Origin of the sequence: Parabacteroides caecihominis, from assembly GCF_023656785.1 — a bacterium.
Classification (GTDB): domain Bacteria; phylum Bacteroidota; class Bacteroidia; order Bacteroidales; family Tannerellaceae; genus Parabacteroides; species Parabacteroides segnis.
In genome coordinates this window covers 1-22,971 of the sequence record NZ_JAMOKS010000053.1, presented here as the reverse complement: position 1 = coordinate 22,971, position 22,971 = coordinate 1, and the positions used below count along the sequence as shown (strand labels likewise).

The 22,971-nt window shown below is 39.4% G+C and carries 16 protein-coding genes, 2 tRNA genes and 1 pseudogene; 14 read left to right on the top strand and 5 right to left on the bottom strand.

Features of this window, described 5'->3' with window-relative positions; translation table 11 throughout:
• Window positions 1-11 precede the first annotated feature (11 nt).
• The 9 genes and pseudogenes from NBH14_RS26580 (at window position 12) to NBH14_RS28965 (ending at window position 11,985) form a co-directional block, all read left to right on the top strand.
• The gene (locus NBH14_RS26580) at window positions 12-1,064 is read left to right on the top strand and encodes a hypothetical protein (RefSeq protein ID WP_186961793.1); all 1,053 of its coding nucleotides are present in this window, start codon (window positions 12-14) and stop codon (window positions 1,062-1,064) included.
• Window positions 1,065-1,076: 12 nt separating this feature from the next.
• Window positions 1,077-2,789 (top strand): DUF4091 domain-containing protein, encoded by a 1,713-nt coding sequence (locus NBH14_RS26575; RefSeq protein ID WP_186961792.1) that lies wholly within the window; start codon window positions 1,077-1,079, stop codon window positions 2,787-2,789.
• 27 nt (window positions 2,790-2,816) lie between these two features.
• Window positions 2,817-4,874, top strand: a pseudogene (locus tag NBH14_RS26570) (family 20 glycosylhydrolase).
• 63 nt (window positions 4,875-4,937) lie between these two features.
• Complete coding sequence (locus NBH14_RS26565; protein WP_222622155.1) at window positions 4,938-8,561, top strand: T9SS type A sorting domain-containing protein; 3,624 nt, start codon at window positions 4,938-4,940, stop codon at window positions 8,559-8,561.
• A 66-nt stretch (window positions 8,562-8,627) separates the two neighbouring features.
• Window positions 8,628-9,692 carry a hypothetical protein gene (locus tag NBH14_RS26560; RefSeq protein ID WP_186961790.1) on the top strand — a complete coding sequence of 355 codons (1,065 nt, stop codon included), beginning with the start codon at window positions 8,628-8,630 and terminating at the stop codon, window positions 9,690-9,692.
• 117 nt (window positions 9,693-9,809) lie between these two features.
• Complete coding sequence (locus tag NBH14_RS26555; protein ID WP_186961789.1) at window positions 9,810-10,247, top strand: hypothetical protein; 438 nt, start codon at window positions 9,810-9,812, stop codon at window positions 10,245-10,247.
• Between the two features lie 201 nt (window positions 10,248-10,448).
• On the top strand, window positions 10,449-10,901 hold the full coding sequence (locus NBH14_RS26550; RefSeq protein WP_186961788.1) for an HU family DNA-binding protein: 453 nt from the start codon (window positions 10,449-10,451) through the stop codon (window positions 10,899-10,901).
• A gap of 36 nt (window positions 10,902-10,937) precedes the next feature.
• Window positions 10,938-11,141 (top strand): hypothetical protein, encoded by a 204-nt coding sequence (locus tag NBH14_RS26545; RefSeq protein ID WP_010803682.1) that lies wholly within the window; start codon window positions 10,938-10,940, stop codon window positions 11,139-11,141.
• Window positions 11,134-11,985 (top strand): D-Ala-D-Ala carboxypeptidase family metallohydrolase, encoded by an 852-nt coding sequence (locus tag NBH14_RS28965; RefSeq protein WP_186961787.1) that lies wholly within the window; start codon window positions 11,134-11,136, stop codon window positions 11,983-11,985. The genes NBH14_RS26545 and NBH14_RS28965 overlap by 8 nt, the downstream gene beginning before the upstream one ends.
• Before the next feature lie 17 nt (window positions 11,986-12,002).
• Here the strand turns inward: NBH14_RS28965 and NBH14_RS26535 are convergent, their stop codons facing one another.
• The 3 genes from NBH14_RS26535 to NBH14_RS26525 all read right to left on the bottom strand — a co-directional run bounded on the left by NBH14_RS26535 (window position 12,003) and on the right by NBH14_RS26525 (window position 13,643).
• Window positions 12,003-13,019, bottom strand: a complete 1,017-nt coding sequence (locus tag NBH14_RS26535) for an AAA family ATPase (RefSeq protein WP_186961786.1) — start codon at window positions 13,017-13,019, stop codon at window positions 12,003-12,005.
• Window positions 13,020-13,476: 457 nt separating this feature from the next.
• Window positions 13,477-13,548, bottom strand: a tRNA-Cys gene (locus NBH14_RS26530).
• Window positions 13,549-13,571: 23 nt separating this feature from the next.
• A tRNA-Cys gene (locus NBH14_RS26525) sits at window positions 13,572-13,643 on the bottom strand.
• Between the two features lie 157 nt (window positions 13,644-13,800).
• On the opposite strand from NBH14_RS26525, the gene rfbC reads away from it, so the two are divergent.
• Window positions 13,801-14,361: a dTDP-4-dehydrorhamnose 3,5-epimerase gene (rfbC, locus tag NBH14_RS26520; RefSeq protein WP_128134357.1), complete on the top strand. Its 561-nt coding sequence runs from the start codon at window positions 13,801-13,803 to the stop codon at window positions 14,359-14,361.
• Between the two features lie 8 nt (window positions 14,362-14,369).
• Window positions 14,370-15,515, top strand: coding sequence for a dTDP-glucose 4,6-dehydratase (gene rfbB, locus NBH14_RS26515; protein ID WP_186961785.1), 1,146 nt, complete (start codon window positions 14,370-14,372; stop codon window positions 15,513-15,515).
• On the opposite strand, the gene NBH14_RS26510 is transcribed toward rfbB, so the two are convergent.
• A complete protein-coding gene (locus tag NBH14_RS26510) occupies window positions 15,510-18,809 on the bottom strand; it encodes an AsmA-like C-terminal region-containing protein (RefSeq protein WP_186961784.1) in 3,300 nt (1,099 codons plus the stop codon). The genes rfbB and NBH14_RS26510 overlap by 6 nt on opposite strands.
• An 87-nt stretch (window positions 18,810-18,896) precedes the next feature.
• Between NBH14_RS26510 and NBH14_RS26505 the strand changes: the two genes are divergently transcribed.
• The gene (locus NBH14_RS26505; protein WP_186961783.1) at window positions 18,897-19,781 is read left to right on the top strand and encodes a LysR family transcriptional regulator; all 885 of its coding nucleotides are present in this window, start codon (window positions 18,897-18,899) and stop codon (window positions 19,779-19,781) included.
• A gap of 1 nt (window position 19,782) precedes the next feature.
• Here NBH14_RS26505 and NBH14_RS26500 read toward each other — a convergent pair whose 3' ends face one another.
• Window positions 19,783-20,244, bottom strand: coding sequence for an Lrp/AsnC family transcriptional regulator (locus tag NBH14_RS26500; RefSeq protein WP_010803657.1), 462 nt, complete (start codon window positions 20,242-20,244; stop codon window positions 19,783-19,785).
• 178 nt (window positions 20,245-20,422) lie between these two features.
• On the opposite strand from NBH14_RS26500, the gene NBH14_RS26495 reads away from it, so the two are divergent.
• Together NBH14_RS26495 and NBH14_RS26490 are read left to right on the top strand one after the other, a co-directional pair.
• Window positions 20,423-21,709: an O-acetylhomoserine aminocarboxypropyltransferase/cysteine synthase family protein gene (locus tag NBH14_RS26495; RefSeq protein ID WP_186961782.1), complete on the top strand. Its 1,287-nt coding sequence runs from the start codon at window positions 20,423-20,425 to the stop codon at window positions 21,707-21,709.
• A 130-nt stretch (window positions 21,710-21,839) separates the two neighbouring features.
• Window positions 21,840-22,781 carry a YeiH family protein gene (locus NBH14_RS26490; protein ID WP_007653224.1) on the top strand — a complete coding sequence of 314 codons (942 nt, stop codon included), beginning with the start codon at window positions 21,840-21,842 and terminating at the stop codon, window positions 22,779-22,781.
• The last annotated feature ends 190 nt before the right edge of the window (window positions 22,782-22,971 follow it).

Here is a 22,971-nt window from a genome sequence, read left to right as displayed (position 1 = left end):
AGAACAATAATATGAAAAAATATATATTTAACCCTTTGGTTATTATTAATATTATTTTAGGATTGGTTTCATGTAGCGATGATTCTTATCCTTCAGATCCAACGTTGACATTACCCGTTTCAGGATTAGTTTTAGAAGTAAACGGAAGCGATTATGTTGCTGTTCCTCAATTTGCAGCCGATAGTATATTGGGTAATCAATTAAGTTTATCGGTGAAAATACCGGCAACTACAGCTATAGTGAAACAGATTGATTTAGTCGATAAAAATGCTTCTGCCAATATCAGTAAAGGGGATGTTGTTACTTTTATAGATGATAAATTGACATTTGAAATACACTATGGTGGTGTTGTAGAGCCTTATATTGTAGAAATGAGTTATAATCCTCCACCTAAAATGTACTTGGTTAAAACCAGGGACAAAGATAAAAACGGTAATAAATATTATTTGAATGTAGAGATCGCCCCTTTTATTTCATCTGTGACTTATGACAATCAGTTTGAAGGGTATGTAGATCTGACAGATACCAACTGGGATAATTTAGCATTGATACAGTCTGATTTTTCCACTTATTTTGATGTCAGTGCTGGACTTGGAGGAGGACAATCTTATGGGAAATTGGAGCTTGTATCAAAAGATGCTCCGGGAACCGGTTCTTACCCTAGTGACGGACCTTGGGGGGATTGGACAACTTCTAACAATAATCCCAAAATTGTATCACCGGGAGTTTGGAAAATCAATTTTGACTCTTCAACTAAAGAAGTCACATTTCTGGAAACTCAGTGGGCTATTAGCGGTACTTCAGCGAATTCGGAGGAAACAATGACTTATTTTCCCGATGAGAAACTTTGGAAATTGACGACCAAACTGTCAGAAGGGAATTTAAGGTTTACTACTATCCCTGTATCTCCGAATGATCCTGTTATTAATTATGGGGAATCTTCCGGATTATCAAAATTGTCCGAACAAGGAACAGATATAAAAATAGAAGCAATGGGCATGTATGAAATAACATTGGATTTAGGTAATTCGCCTTTCTATGATTATACTATCAGTAAAAAATAAAATGAGATAATAATGAATAGGTATTTAGCCTTTATATTGATACTATTATACAGTCTTATTTCGTGTGCTACGAATAATTCAGTTATTGAACAAGACGGAGGGATCGTTCCTCCGTCTTCGAATGGTGACATTTCGATAAGAGGTTCATTTGAAAGTAAATGGAAACGTTATTCTCAAGGCGAACAATTTATTGGACAGACAGATGATAAATATATATCCACCATCTGGAAAGATACTGTTTGGTTGAATGATCGTGTACATGTACAGTTGCTTCTGTGGGGAACGGAAGGGTGGAGTGATGATTTGGAATTTGAACTAACAGACCTGGTTGGTGAAAATTCAAATATACCTGCATCGAATATCCAACTTCGTTTTCCTGCGTATGTGACAGGGGATATGAGGGCTTTATCATGTGAAGGATATCCTCTGCATGATGCAGTATATATTGCTGATGCTCTTTCTGAAAAGGCATTTACATCGGTTAGTCCAAAAGAACCTCAGAAAATCTGGTTGACAGCCAATATTCCAGCCAATGTCAGACCTGGACATTACTTGGGTAGCATAAAGGTTAAGAGTGACGGAAAGGATATGCAAACTTTTGATATTGATTTTTTAGTTGTAAATCATGTTTTACCTGAACCTTCAAAATGGAAATTTCATTTAGATATATGGCAATTCCCATTCCAGTTAGCAACTTTATGTACGAATGAAGAGCAAAAGGTAGACCTTTTCTCCGAAAAATATTTTAGTTTAATTGAGCCGTTTTATCGTTTGTTGGCTGATGCCGGGCAAAAGGCTGTGAGCACTTATATTAAGGATGGAGCATTTGGAAAAGGACAGACAATGGTTCAATGGAAGTTGGACAAGAATGGTAATTGGCTGTTTGACTATACAAACTTTGATAAGTTTGTTGAAAAGATGGAGCAGTGGGGAATAAATAAACAAATCAATTGCTTTTCGTTAATCGGTTGGAATACTTCCATCGGCTATGAAGACGCCCATGGTAACAATAAAACAATGGATCCTGCTATTGGTAGCGAACAGTATAATTCAATATGGATCACTTTTCTTACTTCTTTCAAAAATCATCTGTTAGAGAAAGGTTGGTTTGATAAGGCTGTTCTGTACATGGATGAGATAAAAGAGAAAGAGATGATAAGTGTTATTTTTCTGATTAAAGAGCATGATCCTCATTGGAAAATAGGCTTAAGTGGAAGTCAGAACAGTGTGCGCATCGAAAGTATGCTCTATGATTATTCTACAATTTTTGGATATGAACGATTAGCCAATACTCCGTTGTCTACATTTTATACTAGTTGTACTCAGGAACATCCTAATAATTATGTAACATTAGAAAATAGTCCGGCGGAAATGACATGGATGCCCTGGTATGTTCTCTCAAAAGGATTGGATGGATATTTGAGGTGGGCATATGATTATTGGACTCAAAAAGACCCTCTGAATGTACAAGATGGTTCCAATACAGCAGGAGATTTCAATATGATATATCGCTCAGGTAACAACGCTCTAAATTGTAAACCGATTAATTCTATTCGCTTTGAACTTTTAAGAGAAGGTATTCAAGATTATGAGAAAGTTGTTATTCTAAAAAATAATGACTTAAATAAAATCATTTCTAAATTTAAAACTTCTACAGGTGAAAATGCGGAAGAGCTTGTCAATGAAGCCGAAGCTTTATTAAAAAAAATATCGGTTGAGAATTGAAATTTATAAATATAAAATATTTGAAGTATGAAAGTATATTTTATTATAGGTATTCTATTTATGCTAGGTTCTATATCAGGATGGTGTAAAAATTTAGATAAACATTTTCAAATACTCCCTATGCCTCAAAATATAGAAATAGAAGAAGGTAAAGGAGTCTTTGCTTCGGAAGTTACACATGTTATAATGCCTCCGAATACGGATTATCCAGTGATGCCCCAATTGTTATCCCATTTACCAACTTTTGAGAAAAATGGAATTGGTATATTACTATCTCTTTCCAATATAAATGTACCTGATTCGCCTGAAGGATATGTACTGAATATTAGTTCTAAAAATATTCAAATAATATCTCGAAGTAATGTCGGTCTATTTTATGGTTGTCAAACATTAGAACAACTTTTAGAGGATAGTCAGGAAAATAATATTCCTATACCTTATCTTAAAATAATTGACTATCCAAAAATAGACTTTCGAGCCATACATTTTGATACAAAGCATCATTTGGATCGTACAGAATATTACTATCGTTTAATAGATAAACTAGCCAGATATAAAATAAATAATATCATTTGGGAGTTAGAAGATAAGCTGCGTTTTACCCGCCGTCCTGAAGTGGGGGCACCTAATGCAATTAGTAAGCAGGAAATGCAGGCCATTTGTAGGTATGCTAAAGAGAGAAATATTATTATTAATCCACTTATTCAAGGCTTGGGGCATGCCGGGTATATTCTTAAACACCACTGGGAATTGCGAGAGGATCCAAATAGTGATTGGGAATTTTGCCCTTCTGATCCACGAACTTATGAATTCCTTTTCGATCTTTATCTTGATGCAATAGAAGCTATGCCTTACAGTAAGTATCTCCATATTGGAGGAGATGAGATTACTGCTATAGGTATAGATGAACGATGCAAAGCTACTGGAAAAACTGCTTTTGAGTTACAGATGGAATGGCTGAAAAAAGTTTGTGATTTTGCTGTAGTGCATGGTAAGACTCCTATTTTCTGGGATGATATGCCTTTGAAATATGCAAACTTATGGTGGCTTTTGCATCGCCCTCTGACAGATGAGCAAATAATTAAGAACTGGAAAACAGATAAGCTGGATGAAGCAATTTAGATGTTTCCCAAAAATTGTATCTATATGCGTTGGCATTATGATGATCCTACTAAACTTTCTCATCGAATGCTATTGAAGTGGTATCATCGCAACGGATTAAATGTTATGGGTGCAACGGCTGCGGCTACAGGTGAAACACCTTTTATGCCTAGAAATGATTCACGTGCTCAGTATATTAAGGACTTTTGTGAGTTAGTTTCAAAAAATGAACTTGATGGTATTATTTCAACAGCTTGGGATGATGGCTCTCCACATTGGGAAACTGTAATGCGTGGATTTATTGCGCAGGGTGAATTTGGCTGGAATCCCGAATCTAGAACAGTCGAGCAATTTATTACCGCTCACGCCCGACGGGAATGGGGACTTGAAAGAAGGCTAGTCACTTTTATTTCTGAAATGGAACAGGCTGCCTTTTTTTTCGATGGAGCTTTAGTTACATCAGGATCACGGAATCCGGCGTGGGGAGTAACTGAATCTTTTGAACTGATACAGCTTCCTGATACTCTAAAACCAGGAGAATGGAGTCTATTATATAAAGGCAGACTAGATACGGCACGAATCGAACAAAAGAGATATGAGATAATCTGCAAAGGAATTGTAGATGCAAAATCTCATGCGCTTAGAAATCGGTACACATTGGAAATCTATGATCAGACTAATGAACTATTTCATTATCCAGTTCGGTTATTATTAGCTTTAGAGGCATATGATCTTTCTCGAAAAAAGGGGAAAGGACAGGAAGATGCTAAGGTTAGAATAAAGGATGTTTGTTTTGATTTTATACAACTTCGCGAAAAATTTGAATCTATTTATTCATGTACACGTTTTATGCAAAATCCAGATGGGTATATATCTGATCAAAATCACCATAATCATTTAGCAGCACTATCAAATAGTAGTGAATGGTGGTATCTATATGAGTTATCAATAACGAAAAAGATTATGGATTGGATAAATAAATAATTCACTATTCACATTTAATAATCTATAGAAGAAAGGAGAAGAAATAAGTAGATTATCATCAAAATGTATCATCTTGTAATAATTTTTAATAATATGAAAAATGGATTGATTGTGTTTAGTCCGAGAAGCCATTTAATATATTGCATTTTAATTGGTTTCTTATTTATGTTAGTTCCTACAAATTGTTTTTCTCAATCAGGCACTATTACCGGATCAGGAAGTGTTACTTATAACTCCGATGGTTCTGTTAAAATTAGTGGATCAAAAACATTTACAAGTCATGTAGTTGGAACTAATGAAAGTGTTGATAATATGTTACAACTGGATGTAATTCATTTATATTCAGCAAGTGCAGATCTTACAGGTGGCATTAAAGCTCAAATGGATCAAAACGGCAGTGTTGTTCTAAGCCTTTATTCATACAGTAGTACATCTTCTACAAAGAAAGGATCTTTGTTATATCGTGTAAAGTCACAGACTACAAGTACTACGAGTTTTGTAGGAAATCCGGAACAAGTTACAGCACCATTTGGTACTGGTACAATAAATTCTAATTTAATAAAGAGTCTTGTTGAAGGTTCCAATGCATGGATTGTAAATAAAAGTCGTGTTCCGGAAGACATTAATTTGTTTCATGCAACAATGGCATGCATTAATAATGGACATGTGCAACCAACCTTAGAAACACCTTTAAACAATAAATTGAAAGGGAATAATTTAAAACTGACTCAACCTGTCATTATGGAAGTATCTGTACAAAATGCAACAATAATGAATAACGGACTAAAATGTCCTGGTTTAGTTCAAAAGTTCAATTTGGCAGATTATTTTGATTCGAGTAGATCGTTAAGTGTCCAGGTTAAAGTAAATGGAGTCTTACAACAAACTTATAAAGCTGGAAATGTTAATCCTAATCCAATAAATTTGAAAATGGGTGATGATGTATCTTATGAGGTTACATACAGAGGTACAGATTCGCCTGTGATAGAAGGTGTTTCGGGAGTGTGGATTGCACGTTTTGCAGGTGATTTGATGTATTATTGTACACCTTCAATACAACCAAATGAATTTAATCCTTGGATTGGTTATGATTCACGCGTACATAATATGCAATTACGAAATTATAAAGGTACTCCGAATTTTCAGCTAAAAGTTCCAGATTGGAGTAAAAATGGGAATGTTTGGAGTTGGAGTTGGACGGCCCAAAGAAGAATGGATGCAAATAAAGTGAAGTATTCTCCGTCTCATGTTTGGATAAAATATAAAACACTAAAAGGAGGAGCCAAACAGAGAAATAATCAGCGTGAGGGATTGAATATCCAATTTCTGGAATATTGGCAAGAAGGGGCAGAAAATAGTGACTTTAGGGATTATCAAGGAAGTGCAAAGTATGTAATGGGTTTTGATGATGATGAGTTGTTTTATTTGAACAGTCAGTATCATGATGCTATACATCACCCTCCATTAACGGGCGGTGGTATTGCCAAGTTAGATTCCATCCCATCAAGAGGTATGCCGGAAGGCTACGACCAGATATATGATGAGTCAACAGGATATCCGACACAAGGATTCCCTTTAAATATGGTAATTTCAGCTTATAAAAAGAATAGAGAATGGAAATTAAACAATAATGAATCTTATTCAAAAAACTATGATGGTTATGAAATACAAGATTTAGGTACAGATGATGATCATCCGGATGGTAATGGAACAGGGAACAATAAAGCACCAGGAATTATTTTTGTAAAGGCTGGAGGACAGGTTGTAACTATAAAAATGAATGTAACTTCTCCTTTAAATCAAGATAAAGGCTTTTATGGCATGTTGGAGGGTAATAGATGGCCCGCATATTTCGAAAAAAATGTTCCATACACTCTATCTGGATTGCAAAATTTAAGTGTCACGGAACTTGATAAAATTTCTTTAGCCTATCAGGGAAGTGATGCTTTAGGTAATTTAGTATCACAAGTCAAAAATATAAAAGACTTATCTTCTAGTGAAAAATCTGATATTACATCAACAGGGAAATGGACTGCTACATTTGATAATATAACTCCAACTTATTGTTGCATAACTGCATATTATCAGCGTACTTCATCATCAAATAAAGTTATAATTGCAGGAAAAGAATTGAAGCCACTTTTTATGCTATTCCTTGGCGAGAAAAATTTGGAAGGGAAAGGACTTGGAGCTAAAATTTGGTTAAATGATTTTAGAGATACACGGACAGATGAATATAATATACTTAGAAAGTTTGGTAATAAGAATAAATACATGAAGCCAGATGTTAGGACGTATACGTTTCCTGTTGGTACAACAACTACTTTTACTGCTTGGGATGGAGATCCGCATCTGACTTATGATCCTGGTATAGAATGGTTCCTTTCGAGTCGGACATTAGCAAAAAGAATTCCTGATAATGTTTTAGATGGAACTGCACCAGGGGTTGTTTCTCCTTATATGAAATATTATATTAATGGTTCTGAACAAACAGCAGGTAGGCAAGGTAAAGATTTTACTTATACTTGGAATACTCCAGGTACATATACTTTGAGGGTTGTTTACAGAATAGATGGAGGTTTGACAGCATATCAACATAAAATTAAAATTGTGAATTATCCATCTACTCCAAAAACATTAGGTAAAATTGTAGCCAGAGATCTAACATCGAAAGAAGCTCAATGGCTAAATCTTACTTCAGCTTCAAATTATCGCATATTTGAGGTTCAGGATGTATATAGTCAACATATGTATAAAGATGGTCCCAGAGCGAATTCTCCATATGTTAATAGATGGGCAGATTACAATGACTATGCATCTCAATATGAATGGAATAGGAGTGCTCCTGCTTTTGTGGACAGATTCATAAATAGTTATAATAACTTAGATTGGTTCTGGTCTTATTGGGCTTTACATTATTCCAGTAATTGGAGAGATAATTTGCCTAATGGTCTACCCCCTTATGTAGGAAATAATCAAGTGACACGTGTTTTGGGAACAGAATTAGATAGATTTGCAACTCCAATAGCTAATTTATTTAAGAACGTAACTCAAGCCAAGTGGCAATATACAGTTCCTCTGGTTTCTTTTTGCGATTTTCAAGGGGACCGTATGAGAACAAATCCTAGCTGTTTGTATGATTTGAAGTATATGTTTAATAGTAATGATGGCGCATTTACTGGAAATGTTGTTTTGCCAGATGATCCAAGTAAAATTCAGGCTCCGGACATCACAGATGATCAAAAAGACAAAATGGAATTTTTTTATGATTTGAAAAGTGGAAAAAAAACAGTATTAGACGTGAGTGGACAAAATTCAATATATGTATCTGTTAGGAATGTATATGGAAGTAAAGATATATTCATTGCTCAGACAACTTATGCAGTTTCAAAGACTCGCAATTTATCTGTAGCAAATGAATCTATCTCAATAAAAGAAATATCTATATCTCCTAGTATAATTTCCAAAAACGAAGATATTAAAATCTATATCAATTCGAATGAAGAACAGATTGCAAATATCAGTATTTACAGTATTTCAGGTAAATTGATTGATAATATTCGCAATAATGTATCAATAGGTGATAATTTTATTATATATAATATTGGTTCACAAACTTCCGGTTTATATGTTATGCGTATTAATACAAGTAATCAAAATATAACAAAGAAGATAATTGTGAAATAATATCAAATTAAATTTTTGCCTTTTATTAGTTTTATATTAGATAATAATCGATTAAAAATAAACATCATGAAAAAGAATAGTAACAACTTATTTAATCACATATTAGTGAGATTAAATCGTAATTTATTTATAATAATATTATTGGTAATATCAAATATGACATTATATGCTCAATACGAAAATCTACCGTCATTAAAGTATCCGTTATCTACATATTATACATATGAACAATCTTTAAAAGGACGTTTTTTTAATATAAATTATGACGATAAAGCTTTTGCTGATGATGCAATTTTTGGAATGGCTATGGGTAATGTAGAACGTTATAGATTTTGTCAAAATGGAACATTTGCAATTACAAATGTTGATGTTGGTAAAGATTCTAGGGTCGGTTTTTTTGATACTCGAGGACGCAATATCGGTTATTTGGGTGTAACTGTTAATAGTGACTTCAAATCCACAGTAAGTCTGGTGTCAAGATTCTTGGGTAATACTAAGGGGTATCTGACTCTTTCTCCCAATGTAACGACACTCGCTGCAAGTGGAACATTGAAACTTAATGCTGATAATAAAGATAATTTACTCATATCAGGTTCTCAAGTTCTTTCTCAAGTCCCTTTTAAGTTGCAAACAAGCAATATTAGTTTATTATTCTCTTCAGATACTGATGAGAAAGACGGTTGGATTGGTGTGAGTTCAAATCATGGACTTCATATAGGAACAAACAATAGTTCATTATTTTATATTGATAATAAACAAAAAGTATATATTGGTGCTACGCAAACTATGGTGGATCGTATTAAAGAAGAATTGAAAAATAAATATTCTTTGTTTGTAGTAAATGGTGTTTTATCAGAAGATTATGCCATAGCACCTCAATCAACTTGGTCTGATTTTGTTTTGTCAGAAGATTATAACCTACGTAAACTGGAAGAAGTGGAAACTTTCATCAATGATTATAATCATTTACCTGATGTGCCTTCAGCAGAAAAGGTAGCTCAAGAAGGTTATTCACAACACGAAATGAATAGGGTGTTATTACAAAAAATTGAAGAACTAACACTTTATACGATTCAACAACAGAAAGAGATAAAAATATTAAAAGAAGAGTTGTCTACTTTGAAAAAATAAAAAGTTTGTTCGGTTATGACTTGTGCTTTCAGGCAGGGATAACGTTTGCCCTGTCTGAAAGCATATATGTATACAAAACTAAAAGAGCTCTTCGGTACAAAAACGCCCTCCGTAAGAATGTTTAAGTCGTTATTGAGCGATCTGCCGGAATCAGAACAGCTAATATATAAAAAAGCTGCTGTCAGTACGGCATTTTGTGATTGGGAGAATACCCCTGAACGATACCGGTTATTCCTAACTAACCTGTTTCAACGCCATTGGCAGAAAACACTTGATTATCTCCTTGATAAAACGGTAATGGGTTCACTCGGCTACGAGTTGCAACAGCCTGAACTTCTCAGGAAAGTATTTTCCTTGTTGGAGGGAAAAAGAAAGGATGGTTTTATGCCTTCCTATCTGCATCTGTCTTTTGTGTATCTTCTTGCTTTCCATGAAAATAAATCAGTAGAGTATTTTGGTGACTTACTTCGTGAAGGTATCACTTCGGATGATCTCTGTGAACTGTTTGATTTATGGAATGCCGATAATGAGTCCGGTCATTTGCCTGCTGATTAATAAAACCTAAAATAACAGGCTTTTCACCCTTCTGGAATATGCAGTGATTCTTCCATTTATTTATTGAAAGTGAAGGTTGTTTATTTTGTGGCCTTATGCTGTCTGCATATTTCAGAAGAATTCAATTTTCTGCCGGTTTATCTTTGTCGTATCAGTTGCTGATAAAGGTATTGGGTATTAATCTATTAAATTATTATTATCATGGGTGTAAAGTACAAATTGGTTATCAAAAAGAATTTAGGTAAAGACAAAGGGGAAGTGCCGGAGAAGAAATATGCACAGATTGTATCAGGTGATTTTATTGCTTTCCCAGAGTTGATAGAAGAAGTGAGTGACAGTAGTGGTGTGGGAAGCGCTGGGGTGAAAGCGGTGCTCGACCGCTTGAATGTAGTACTGGTGCGCCATTTGCAGCATGGTCGCCGGGTGAGTGTGGGGGAATTGGGTACGTTCCGTTATACGATCGGCTCTCCCGGGGTCACTGATGAAAAAACTTTTGATACAAACCTGATTCGCGAACCTAAAGTGCGGTTTTATCCAGGAAAGGCACTCCGGACTATCAAGAGCCAGGCTAGTTTTGAGAAGCTGGTCGAGAAGAAAGACGAAGAGAAGGAAGAAGAGAATGGCGGAAGCAGCGATAGACCGGAGATCGAATAATTGAGAATTCATAATTAGAGATTCAATGTTTAGGTTATGAAACGGATAACGGTTCAGTTGATTATTGCAATCCTGCTCACAGTGAGTGGGATTGTTCTTCTCTTCAGCGGTTTTTGGGTAGACCCTGACGGATTGATAGACAGTAGTGTGCTGGTGGCTTTCGGAGAGATCAGCACGTTTGCCGGAGCACTTTTCGGAGTGGATTATTCGTATAAATTTAAAATCAACAATCATGAGTAACAGAAAGCATAAAACCATGCTGAGTGAACATTTTAGTCTGGAAGAGTTGACTTATAGCCGTATAGCGGTAGAGAACGGATTGGATAATGAACCGTCTCCTGCTGTCCGTCAGTCACTCTGTTATCTGGCCGTTCATCTGCTGGAACCATTGAGGCGGTTCAATGGCAGGCCAATTGCAGTATTGAGTGGTTACCGTAGTGACTCTGTTAACCGTCTGGCCGGTGGTGTCGCTACCAGCCAGCACCGGAAAGGGGAGGCTGCCGATTGCTATATCCCGGAAGGACCGTGTCGTTTACTGGATATCCTAAAGAAATCCGGATTGCTTTTCGACCAGGCCATTCTGTACAAGCAACGAAATTTTCTTCATCTCTCCCTGAAAGAGAAAGGTACCAATAGAATGCAGGTATTATTCTATATTTTATGTCTGGTATTTCTGTTGCCGTCTTGCCAGATACGGCGGGGTTGCACGAGAGAAGAACATGCTTTCTGTATTGACTCATTAGTTGCCTCCGGTAAAGACTCTTCCCTTTTTAACCGTAAAACATTCACTATAGATTCTATTAACTGGAATATAACCCGGGTGGTCTTTTCGCCACCCGACAGTACTGGCCGGCAATATCCGGCAGAGATAGCTTTATTGCAAGGAAACAAACATCACAGCATAACCGACACAAGTAGTAAGACCGCTAATTCGTCAGTAGAATTGACCCGCTATCAAACCGCTGTTTCTTCTTTTTCTTCCGAAAATCAGTACAAACAGTCATCGTCAGTGAGTATTTGGATAGTAGCTTTCGTCCTGTTAGCCGGAGCATGCCTGGGGTTCGGAAACCCATCGCAAACATGAGGTTATTAGCCACTTCATTAGGGGTGGAGTGGCTTTGATATGGAGGATAGAGATTCAGAGTCCAGTCTCCTGAATACAGATTCACCGTTGATCCGGTCTACCGTTATAATGTCTTCAGGTTCAAAGTGACTTATTAAATCGGTCGATTGTGTTGCTAATATGACTTGGCATTGCTTGGATGCAACAGACTTTATTAAACCGGCTAATTTGGATATGGCAGCAGGATGCAGACCTAATTCGGGTTCATCGATAATAATAGTCTGAGGTAATTCCGGTTGCATAAAAAGTGTAGCTAAAGCGATGAACCTGATTGTTCCGTCTGATAAGTCATTTACACCATATATGACATTACTGAATTTATCCTTCCATTGTAATCTGATATAATTTTCCTTGTTAGGCTGGAAAAAGAAATCAGAGAAATAAGGAGCAACGCTTTGAATCGTTGAAATGATCCGTAGATAGACTTTGGGATTTTCTTTTTGTATATTATATAGAAATGCAGCCAGGTTTTCACCTTTCTCATATAAGAAGTAAATGTCATTTTCTATATGGCTCATTAATGTGAAAGGAGATTTTGCTCCGGTATCATGAAAGTGATATTTTCTGAAACCATTTAAATATTGAATGACATATTTTGCCCTGAAATTATCAGTTGTTTTAATTCTCGCTTCTGTTGAATATGCACTGATGTCGCTTCCTTCGTCTCTATTGTATATTAATCTTTCATCAGTGAATATCAATTTTTCTTCCCCAGCTTTTAATGTTGCAGAATAACCATTTACCCCTCCGTTAAACTCAACATTGAAATAAATCCGATCTGTTACATCTTTGCCTTCAAACAAGATTTTGTCTTCTCCCCCCCTTAAGGAAATGTATTCCTGCAAATTCCTGTTATATAGTCGGTTTAGAAATTCAAAGAAAGAAATGAAATTACTTTTCCCGCTACCATTTGATCCAATGAGTATATTAATGTCTTTAAAATCAACTTTTTGTTCTTTTATCGACTTATATCCTTTAATTTCTATATAATCCATTATATGTATAATTAATATTCAAATGATATCCTTTTCCTTTGTCTTGTAAGCACAGCCTGATATTACGGTGGTAATTAATGCGGCTGTGATATTTGCAAAGTTAATCATTTACTATGAACTGGACAATATATATATTTTATTGGAGTGATTAATTCATTTCGGGGTTCCTGCAATTACAAATTCAGGAAAATCTGGTGGAGTTTGGATTATTAAAAAAGGTGTGCCAATTCACGTTGGCACACCTACAAAGCGAGAATTATATGTGAGTTGGGGTTAGGGTACATTTGTTTTCGGCGACAAATGTAGAAGTCCCTGATTTAACCACAAAATATATTTCACAGACGACATTAAAGTGCTGTTGAACGGCATAATTTCTTTTTGAGGAGTTGGTGGCAAGCGAAAATGGGTATAAAAAAACAAAAGGATTAGAAAAACTTTCTAACCCTTCTGTTCTGTGAGGTTCCTGGCGGATTCGAACCGCCGTACATGGTTTTGCAGACCACTGACTAAGCCACTCATCCAAGGAACCGGATATCAAATTCAATTATAAAGAGGTTCCTGGCGGATTCGAACCGCCGTGGACGGTTTTGCAGACCGCTGACTAAGCCACTCATCCAAGGAACCATCTATTTCAAATAACGTCTTATCGTTTTTGCGAGTGCAAAGAAAGGTATTATGTTTGAGATATGCAAATCTTTTTCATTCTTTTTGCAGGCGTTGATTGTTGCAGAACTAAGGAAAAAGAAGTTACTTTGTCCCCTGTTAGTATAAATATAAAGGAATGAATTATATAGAAACGGAAATACCCGGTGTCTGGATCATTGAACCTAAGGTGTTTAATGACGCACGGGGATATTTTATGGAAGCATTTAAACAATCTGAGTTTGAACAACACATCGGTAAAGTGAATTTTATTCAGGATAATGAGTCCTGTTCTTCCAAGGGAGTACTTAGAGGATTACATTATCAATTGGCTCCCTATTCGCAGTCGAAGTTGGTGCGGGTGATCACAGGACGTGTTCTGGATGTTGCCGTCGATTTGCGTGCCGGATCTCCGACATTCGGAAAATATGTATCGGTTGAACTTTCGGCAGAGAATAAACGACAGTTCTTTATTCCGCAGGGATTTGCTCATGGATTCCACGTATTGAGCGACGAAGCGATTTTTACTTATAAAGTGGATAACCCTTATATGCCCAGCCATGAAAAAGGACTTCGTTTTGATGATCCGGCGATAGGAGTGGATTGGGGAATTACAGATATCAATGCTGTAAATTTATCAGAGAAAGATACAAAAGCGCCTCTGTTCAGTGAGGCGGAATATAATTTTACATTTAAATAATACGGACGATGAAGACTTATCTGGTTACCGGTGCTGCCGGTTTTATTGGTGCTAACTTTATCAAATATATGCTGGCAGAGCATCAGGATATAAAGATTGTAGTTCTCGACTTGCTGACTTATGCAGGAAATCTGGGTACGATAGCAGGAGATATCGATGGCGAACGTTGTGAGTTTGTGAAAGGCGATATCTGTGACCGTACGTTGGCTGATGAACTTTTTGCTAAGTATAATTTTGATTATGTAGTTAATTTTGCAGCAGAAAGTCATGTGGACCGTAGTATTGAAAATCCGCAGTTATTCCTTGTAACTAATATTCTGGGAACACAAAATTTACTGGATGCAGCCCGCAGAGCCTGGGTGACAGGGAAAGACGAGGCCGGTTATCCTCTGTGGCGTGAAGGCGTACGTTTCCATCAGGTCTCTACAGATGAGGTTTACGGTAGCCTGGGTGCGGAAGGTTATTTCCATGAAACGACTCCGCTGGATCCGAGAAGTCCGTACAGTGCCTCCAAAACAAGTGCCGATTTATTTGTAAAAGCGTATTTCGATACTTATAAAATGCCGGTAAGCATTACCCGTTGTTCCAATAATTATGGCCCTTATCATTTTCCGGAAAAACTGATTCCTCTTATTATAAAGAATATCCTGGAAGGAAAATCCCTGCCGGTATATGGTGACGGGAAGAATGTAAGAGATTGGTTGTATGTGGAAGATCATTGCAAGGCTATCGATGCTGTTATTCATCGTGGACGGGTAGGAGAAGTTTATAATGTAGGTGGCCATAACGAAAAGCAAAACATTGAGATTGTAAAACTGACGATCAGCACAATCCATCGCTTAATGACCGAACAGCCTGAATATCGCCAGGTGCTGAAAAAGAAAGAGATTGGTCTGGACGGGGAAATTGCTGTCGACTGGATTAATGAAAGCCTGATTACTTTTGTGAAGGACCGCCTCGGACATGACATGCGTTATGCTATTGACCCGACGAAAATCTCTGAAGAACTTGGCTGGACTCCTGAAACGACATTTGAAGTCGGCATCGTAAAAACAATCCGCTGGTATCTGGAAAACCAACAGTGGGTAGAAGACATCACGGGTGGCGATTATATGAAATATTACGACCGGATGTACTCCGGCCGTGAATTATAAAGCATTGGATTCTCCTTCCGGAGGAGTTACCGTATGATTAGGAGAGAGGCTGCTCACCAGTTCGGGAGCAGTCTCTCTTATTTGGTTACGTATCGATTCCCGTATTTCTTTCCGGACATTTGTACGTGTACTGTCCAGCTCCGCTTCTTTAGCCGGTTTGAAAAGGTCTTTGTAGCGGCACTTTACAATTTTATATTTGAAATCATCCAGATTACCGGTGATGTCGATTCCGAGTTTAAACGGAACCGGCGATTTGAGTACAGACAGATGATAGTTGAAGGTCATATCCAGGTTATGAGTTCCTCCGACGGCTACTTTATATCTGTCCATTTCCACCAGGAAGGGGAATACTTCTATTTTATTGTCTTTAATGGCCAGATCGACCGATATACTGTCTATTACATTCCGCTTCTTGTTCTTGAACATAAGCGTCTTGGATATTTCAGTAAAAGTTTCACCGTCCAGCAGCACCATGTTTTCCCCATGCAGATAGCAGGCTGAGTGCAGGGAAGGGAGTTCCAGCGACATGGTGGAATCCATCTTACAGGTTGCCGTCACCTGACAGTCGACCACTCCTTCGAAAGAACGCAACATCGGGACAAGTGTGTCGATGGCCGGATACAGTCCGATCAGTTTCTCGACCATTACATCTTCCATATCGAGATCGAAGCCGGCGGATGCCCCGCTATTGTCTTTAGCCGTGTAGAACATGGTCATGTTTCCGCGACCGATATTTGAATCCATCTTAAGGTTGCTAAGATTGATGCTTTGATCACGGATGATTACTTCACCGAGTACATTGGTAAGTTCGGCATCCTTGAAGTCGATCTTTTGGGCGTTTGTGTGAAGCGTTATGTCCAGATAAGCCGGGATGACAAATACCTGGTCTGTTGTATCCAGTGTCGCTGTTGCGATAGAATCCTGCAGAGTATGGGTATCCATGGTAACAAAACTTTCCTCGTCCATTACTGATTGACCGGCTGTAGCGAGATGTTGTTCCGAATATTGCATGCCGGAGTTCATCGCTTTCATTAGCTGGTTACAGTCGATATAATCGGATGTCAGTGAGAAGTTACCCCGTAGTTTCCCTCCCCGTAGCATGGCCTGGCGGATACGGTTTATTTCTCCGTTCAGCATAAAATCACTTTTTCCCAGATGCAGGTGGGCATTGGTAAGTGTAATATCGTTGGTATTGAATTTCATGGTAGTCTGGTCCATTCGCATGGGGATGGGCAGCAGGCGGCTGAACCCCCTCATTTTATTGAAGGAGAGGCTGCCGCGGACTTCCCAGCGACGTAATAATTGCGTTGTCATGTCAGTGGTATCCGTTTGGATTTGACCGGGTGTCCTTGTGCGGCGTGTACGTGCCTGTCTGGTTGTATTGGCCTGCGATGTCGTATCGGTCCGGGCAAACCTGCGCTGGCGTACGGCATCCCGGTAGGGGAGTGCTTCTAGATTGAATGTGTTTCCGGCAAGTATCATTCCGGTACGCATCGGCAGGATGAAGTAACGCAAGGTATCGACAGAGATGGTGGCGCCTGCAGTGGGTATCCGTTTATTGGAGGCTGATGATTTGATGCCGCCTTTCATGACGGTTTGTCCGGCTACCAGCCATACGGAATCGGGCAGGCGGGTACGCAGATAGTCAAACTTCAATTGTGCAGTCATAGGGATAACGGCCGTTGTATCTATGACAGGCGATGTTTTTGCCTGTATGGCTAGCCGGCTGATATTTGTGTTGATGTTATCCTGGTATTTGATATTCAGGCTGTCTACCGACAATGACATGCTTAACAGATCTTTAGTCTCCAGATAAGAACTGCCCTGTTGGGTGGAGTCGACCGAGAAGCCAGCATTTGTTATAAAGACATCCATACCTAACGGTTTGCTATAAGCCTTCAGCGTATCTATTTTTAACCGGCCTGAAGCGTGAACCTTGCCGTATTGACTGTCCAGTAAGTCATCCACATTAAATGAAGCGGAAAGATCGGCGTCCATTACTCCCTGGAGGAACAGGGTGTCCGGGTTTAGGAACTCCTGTGTAAGTCGTGTGAAATCGATTTTACCTTTTATATTGGCGTCGACATTCGGTGAAGTCAGCAGGTTGGTTACTTTTCCACGCATATCCAAAGAGGTTGTCAGTCCTTGTAATCTCAGTTGTTCCAACGAGACAAAAGATGAATCCGGATACATGCCGTTCAGATGGAGATCCATATCCATCTGTATGGTGTCGATTCCCTGTTTGAGGCCTTTGACGTGGTAGGAACCGTTTTCTATTTTACAACACAGGTTCACGGATGGAACAATACTGTCTCCCAGATAACCGTGTATGTTCCCTTCCATGATGATAGCTCCTTTTGCCAGTGTTTTATCTCTGTTTTGGAAATAGGCATCGGGAATGAATTTCAATAAATCGTTCATGTCGGATATTTTGAGTCCGACTTCCATGTCTATTTTAGTCTGTTTCAGCGGCGGTAAACTGCTGACAGAGCCGTTGGCTGTAAAAGGAAGGTTGTTAACGAGTAGTTCGGCATCGTTCAATGTGATCGTGTTGAAGTTGTCAGAAAGTAAAAGCTGGCTTTTCAGTTTCAGGGCCAGTTTGTTTTCCAGTGTATAAGTCGGACTACTGAACAGGATGGAAGTTGAGCCTGTTTCAATATCCAGTTTATTCTTTCCGTCGGTCAGTGAACCATCCAGGTTGAGGAAGAAGCCGTTTATTTCAGCAAACAGATCGGCTTCGCGGTCATCATAAGTGAAACGGCCGCTTGTGATGCGTACTTTTTGCAGGTCGATGGGAGGCAACGGCTTTTTACCGGTGTCGGCAGAGTCGGTCTCTGTGGAATAGATATCCCAGTTGGCAGCCCCTTTCTTATTCACATAGCCATAGAAACGGGGCTCTTCGATACTGATTTCGCCGATTGTTATCTTGCCGTTAAAAAGATAATCGGTTGGCCGGAAAGAGATAACGGCAGATTTGAAAGCGATCAGGGAATCGGACGGAATAGCCAGTTCTTCCTTATGCGCCGTTGAATCTTCAGCAGTATGTGAGATCAGATGGCCGTTCGTGAGCCGGATGCCCAGATGCGGGTATGTTTCAAAATAAGTCAGTTCGATCCGCTCGCAATCCAGATGGGCGTCAAGAAACTTATTCGTTTGTTCGATGACGAGCGGGGTCAGTTTCTCCGGAGGAAGAACGCCCCAGTTCAAAATACTGAACCCTATACCCGGAAGGATAAAGAACAGGGTAACAGTGATAACGACGATTGTCGTAATTAATTTTTTATTGATCTTCATATTGCCTTCATGTATTGGTTATACAAAAGTATGTAAATAAACCCATATCTTTGTACCTGATAAGTTTATTTAAAAGATTATAGGCATATGGATTTTCGTCTGAAGGTATTTTATAGCGTAGCGACTAACCTGAGTTTTACAAAAGCCTCGAAGGAGTTGTATATCAGTCAACCGGCTATAAGCAAGCATATTCATGAGCTGGAGATGCAGTATAAGACGCCGCTGTTCGACCGTACCGGTAGCCGTATTGTGCTGACCCGGGCCGGTGAATTGTTGTTGTCGCATACCAATACGCTGCTGGCTGCTTACCGGCAACTGGACTTCGAGATGAATCTGCTGACCGATAATATCTGTGGCGACCTGCGCCTGGGAGCCAGTACGACGATTGCCCAGTATGTATTGCCTCCCATCTTGTCTTCCTTTATCCGGAAATTTCCTGACATCCGGACTTCCCTGCTGAATGGTAATAGTCATGATATTGAAAAAGCCCTGTGTGAAGGTAAGATCACTTTGGGGCTGGTGGAAGGAAATGCCCGGCAGAGTTCTCTTCATTATACGCCTTTTATGAAAGATGAACTGGTCGTTATTACACATACCGGGAGTAAACTGGCCCGGTATGAAGAACTGACGTTGGATCAACTTTGCACACTTCCGCTGGTGCTGCGTGAAAATGGTTCAGGGACGTTGGCTGTTTTGGAGTCCACATTGGCCGAACATCAGGTGAAGTTATCCCAACTGAAAGTACTGATGCAGTTGGGAAGTACTGAAAGTATTAAATTGTTTCTGGAAAATTCGGATGCACTGGCAATCGTGTCGGTACGTGCCGTGACCCGTGAACTGATGTCGGGAGTGCTGAAAGTGATCGATATCACAGATTTCTCTGCCGAACGTATGTTCTCCTTTGTGCAGCTACAGGGACAGAGCGGGGGACTGGAAGAGAGTTTCATCCGGTATATGCAAGCCTATAAGTAAATCAGATGTGGATGCCGTAATCGTGTTTCACTTCATCCATCACAAAAGTACTTTCCAGTGAACCGAGGCTGTCTATTGTTCCCAGAACATTGAGGATAAACTCCTGATAGTATTTCATGTTTGGGGCATGGATCTTTAACAGATAGTCGTAACTGCCTGATATATTATAACATTCAGTTACTTCGGGGATATCTTGTATAATCCGTGTGAACTCGGTCGCAATCTCCCTGTTCAGTTTACTGAGCTTGACGCGGCAGAAGACGACAAAACCCAGATTCAGTTTTTCTGCATCCAATACGGCTATATACTTCTTTATATATCCTCCGTTTTCCAAACGTCTGAGGCGTTCGAAGACCGGGGTCGATGAAAGATTCACTCGGGCGGCAAGTTCTTTTGTTGTCAGCCGGGCATTCTCCTGCAGCGTGCGGAGGATCTGCAAATCCTTTTTGTCTAAAGTCTCCATAGAATAAAATTCTTTTATCTGATTCTTTTTAACTGTTATATAGTTGACTCTGTCTGTATGACGGTGTAAAAATAGGATTATTTTCTGTATTTATATTATTTCTTGTTTGATATTTCTTGATATAATACTTTTGCTGGAAAATAATACAGTAATAAGTCAAATAAAAAAGAATAAGATCATGGCAAAAAGAGAATTACATTTCGAGACTTTACAGCTTCATGTAGGACAGGAACAGGCGGATCCGGCAACAGATGCCCGCGCAGTACCCATTTATCAGACGACTTCCTATGTATTTCATAACTCGGCGCATGCGGCAGCCCGTTTCGGTTTGCAGGATCCGGGAAATATTTACGGTCGTTTGACCAATTCAACGCAAGGTGTTTTTGAACAGCGTGTGGCGGCTCTTGAAGGAGGCGTTGCCGGGTTGGCTGTTGCTTCGGGCGCAGCTGCCATTACCTATGCATTCGAGAATATTACACGTGCCGGCGACCATATTGTAGCGGCAAAGACAATTTATGGAGGTAGCTATAATCTGCTGGCGCATACCTTGCCGGTTTATGGGGTAACTGCCACTTTTGTTGATCCGGCTGACTTGTCTAATTTTGAAAAGGCTATCCGGGAAAATACGAAAGCGATCTTTATCGAAACTCTGGGTAATCCGAATTCAAATATTATATCTATAGAAGAGGTGGCAGCCATTGCCCATCGTCATAAGATTCCCTTGATTGTGGATAATACTTTCGGAACACCTTACCTGATACGTCCGATCGAACATGGTGCGGATATTGTAGTGCATTCGGCAACTAAATTCATCGGTGGACACGGTTCGTCGTTAGGAGGTGTCATTGTCGATTCCGGAAAATTCGACTGGGTGGCTTCCGGTAAGTTCCCGCAACTGACAGAACCTGATCCGAGTTATCATGGGGTACGTTTTGTGGATGCTGCCGGACCTGCGGCTTATGTGACCCGTGTCCGTGCTGTCTTGTTACGTGATACGGGAGCCTGCATCAGTCCGTTCAATGCATTTATCTTGTTACAGGGATTGGAAACTCTTTCGTTGCGTGTGGAACGTCATGTTGAAAATGCTCTGAAAGTGGTTGACTTCCTGCAAAATCATCCGAAGGTGAAAAAGGTGAACCATCCGTCTTTGCCGGAGCATCCCGATCATGCGCTGTATGAACGTTACTTCCCGAAAGGCGCCGGTTCAATCTTTACTTTCGAGATAAAAGGAGGGCAGGAAGAAGCACATCGTTTTATCGACAGCCTGGAGATCTTTTCCCTGCTGGCAAATGTAGCCGATGTAAAATCTTTGGTTATTCATCCGGCCAGTACAACACATTCGCAGTTGAATACAGAAGAACTGGCGGAACAGGAGATTTATCCGGGAACAGTGCGCCTTTCGATAGGAACGGAGCACATAGAAGATTTGCTTGTAGACCTGGAACAGGCACTGGCTAAAATCTGAACAATCGGAATGAAAAGGGTGTTATAACTTCAAGTTATCAGCTATTCCATAATGTGATTGGTTCGATATCTTTTTTAAGCCTACCTTTGCACCGTCAAAAACAAAGGATAACTAAATGATATTATAAGAAATGAACACAATTGAACAAGTGCTGACGAAGTACAACAAACCCCTTTTCATTCTCCTATTCGTTCTTTGTCTGATGCCTTTTATTTCTCCGGCTATAGCCCTGTTCCTGGGTCTTGCGCTGGGAATGACAGCCGGACAACCTTTCCCGAAATTCAGTAAGAAAACGTCTAAATATTTATTGCAGTTCTCTGTAGTAGGCTTGGGATTCGGTATGAATCTGCATGAATCGCTGAGAACCGGAAAAGAAGGGATGCTCTTTACGGTCGTATCGGTTGTTGCCGTGTTGGCTTTAGGCATGTATCTGGGTAAGAGATTGATGATGGACCGGAAAACGGCTTATCTGATCTCCGCCGGAACTGCGATTTGCGGAGGAAGTGCCATAGCTGCCGTTGCTCCGGTAGTAAAAGCCAACGACAATGAGATGTCGATGTCACTCGGAACAATCTTTATTCTGAATGCGATTGCATTGTTTATTTTTCCGCCTATCGGACATTTGCTGGGAATGAGCCAGGAGCAGTTCGGCATGTGGGCGGCTATTGCCATACATGATACCAGTTCTGTCGTGGGAGCCGGTGCCGCTTACGGTGAGCAAGCGCTTGAAATAGCAACAATGGTCAAGTTGACACGTGCTTTATGGATTATCCCGGTAACGATTGCTACCATGTTTATATTCAAACAGAAAGGTGCAAAGATCAGCATACCTTGGTTTATTTTCTTCTTTATTCTGGCTATGGTTGCAAATACTTTCCTGACAATTCCTGAAACGATAACAGGTTCACTGGTCTGGCTGGCAAAGAAAGGTTTAACGGTTACCCTGTTTTTGATCGGTGCCGGATTATCCCGGAAAGTAATCAAACAGGTAGGCGTACGCCCGATGGTGCAAGGTGTTGTCCTTTGGATATTTATCGGGCTGATCAGTTTAGGAGTAATAATGCTGGTTTAAAACGAGCAAAATCTTGTTTAAAACGGGGTTAAAGTTCGTTTTAAACAAGAATAACTGTACTTCTCAATGTAGTAACCTAATTTTGGTTGTCTGTTTTTTGTCTTACTCCTGAAGTGGGTTGACTGGATTTAACATTTAAAACTATATCGGGTTGACCGTTTTTTCTTTTATCTCTAAAAGCGGTTTACCC

Excerpts from the sequence above, each read along its gene's own strand:
- NBH14_RS26580 (WP_186961793.1), top strand. The coding sequence starts at position 12 with ATGAAAAAATATATATTTAACCCTTTGGTTATTATTAATATTATTTTA.
- NBH14_RS26575 (WP_186961792.1), top strand. The coding sequence starts at position 1,077 with ATGAATAGGTATTTAGCCTTTATATTGATACTATTATACAGTCTTATT.
- NBH14_RS26565 (WP_222622155.1), top strand. The coding sequence starts at position 4,938 with ATGTATCATCTTGTAATAATTTTTAATAATATGAAAAATGGATTGATT.
- NBH14_RS26560 (WP_186961790.1), top strand. The coding sequence starts at position 8,628 with ATGAAAAAGAATAGTAACAACTTATTTAATCACATATTAGTGAGATTA.
- NBH14_RS26555 (WP_186961789.1), top strand. The coding sequence starts at position 9,810 with ATGTTTAAGTCGTTATTGAGCGATCTGCCGGAATCAGAACAGCTAATA.
- NBH14_RS26550 (WP_186961788.1), top strand. The coding sequence starts at position 10,449 with ATGGGTGTAAAGTACAAATTGGTTATCAAAAAGAATTTAGGTAAAGAC.
- NBH14_RS26545 (WP_010803682.1), top strand. The coding sequence starts at position 10,938 with ATGAAACGGATAACGGTTCAGTTGATTATTGCAATCCTGCTCACAGTG.
- NBH14_RS28965 (WP_186961787.1), top strand. The coding sequence starts at position 11,134 with ATGAGTAACAGAAAGCATAAAACCATGCTGAGTGAACATTTTAGTCTG.
- NBH14_RS26535 (WP_186961786.1), bottom strand. The coding sequence starts at position 13,019 with ATGGATTATATAGAAATTAAAGGATATAAGTCGATAAAAGAACAAAAA.
- rfbC (WP_128134357.1), top strand. The coding sequence starts at position 13,801 with ATGAATTATATAGAAACGGAAATACCCGGTGTCTGGATCATTGAACCT.
- rfbB (WP_186961785.1), top strand. The coding sequence starts at position 14,370 with ATGAAGACTTATCTGGTTACCGGTGCTGCCGGTTTTATTGGTGCTAAC.
- NBH14_RS26510 (WP_186961784.1), bottom strand. The coding sequence starts at position 18,809 with ATGAAGATCAATAAAAAATTAATTACGACAATCGTCGTTATCACTGTT.
- NBH14_RS26505 (WP_186961783.1), top strand. The coding sequence starts at position 18,897 with ATGGATTTTCGTCTGAAGGTATTTTATAGCGTAGCGACTAACCTGAGT.
- NBH14_RS26500 (WP_010803657.1), bottom strand. The coding sequence starts at position 20,244 with ATGGAGACTTTAGACAAAAAGGATTTGCAGATCCTCCGCACGCTGCAG.
- NBH14_RS26495 (WP_186961782.1), top strand. The coding sequence starts at position 20,423 with ATGGCAAAAAGAGAATTACATTTCGAGACTTTACAGCTTCATGTAGGA.
- NBH14_RS26490 (WP_007653224.1), top strand. The coding sequence starts at position 21,840 with ATGAACACAATTGAACAAGTGCTGACGAAGTACAACAAACCCCTTTTC.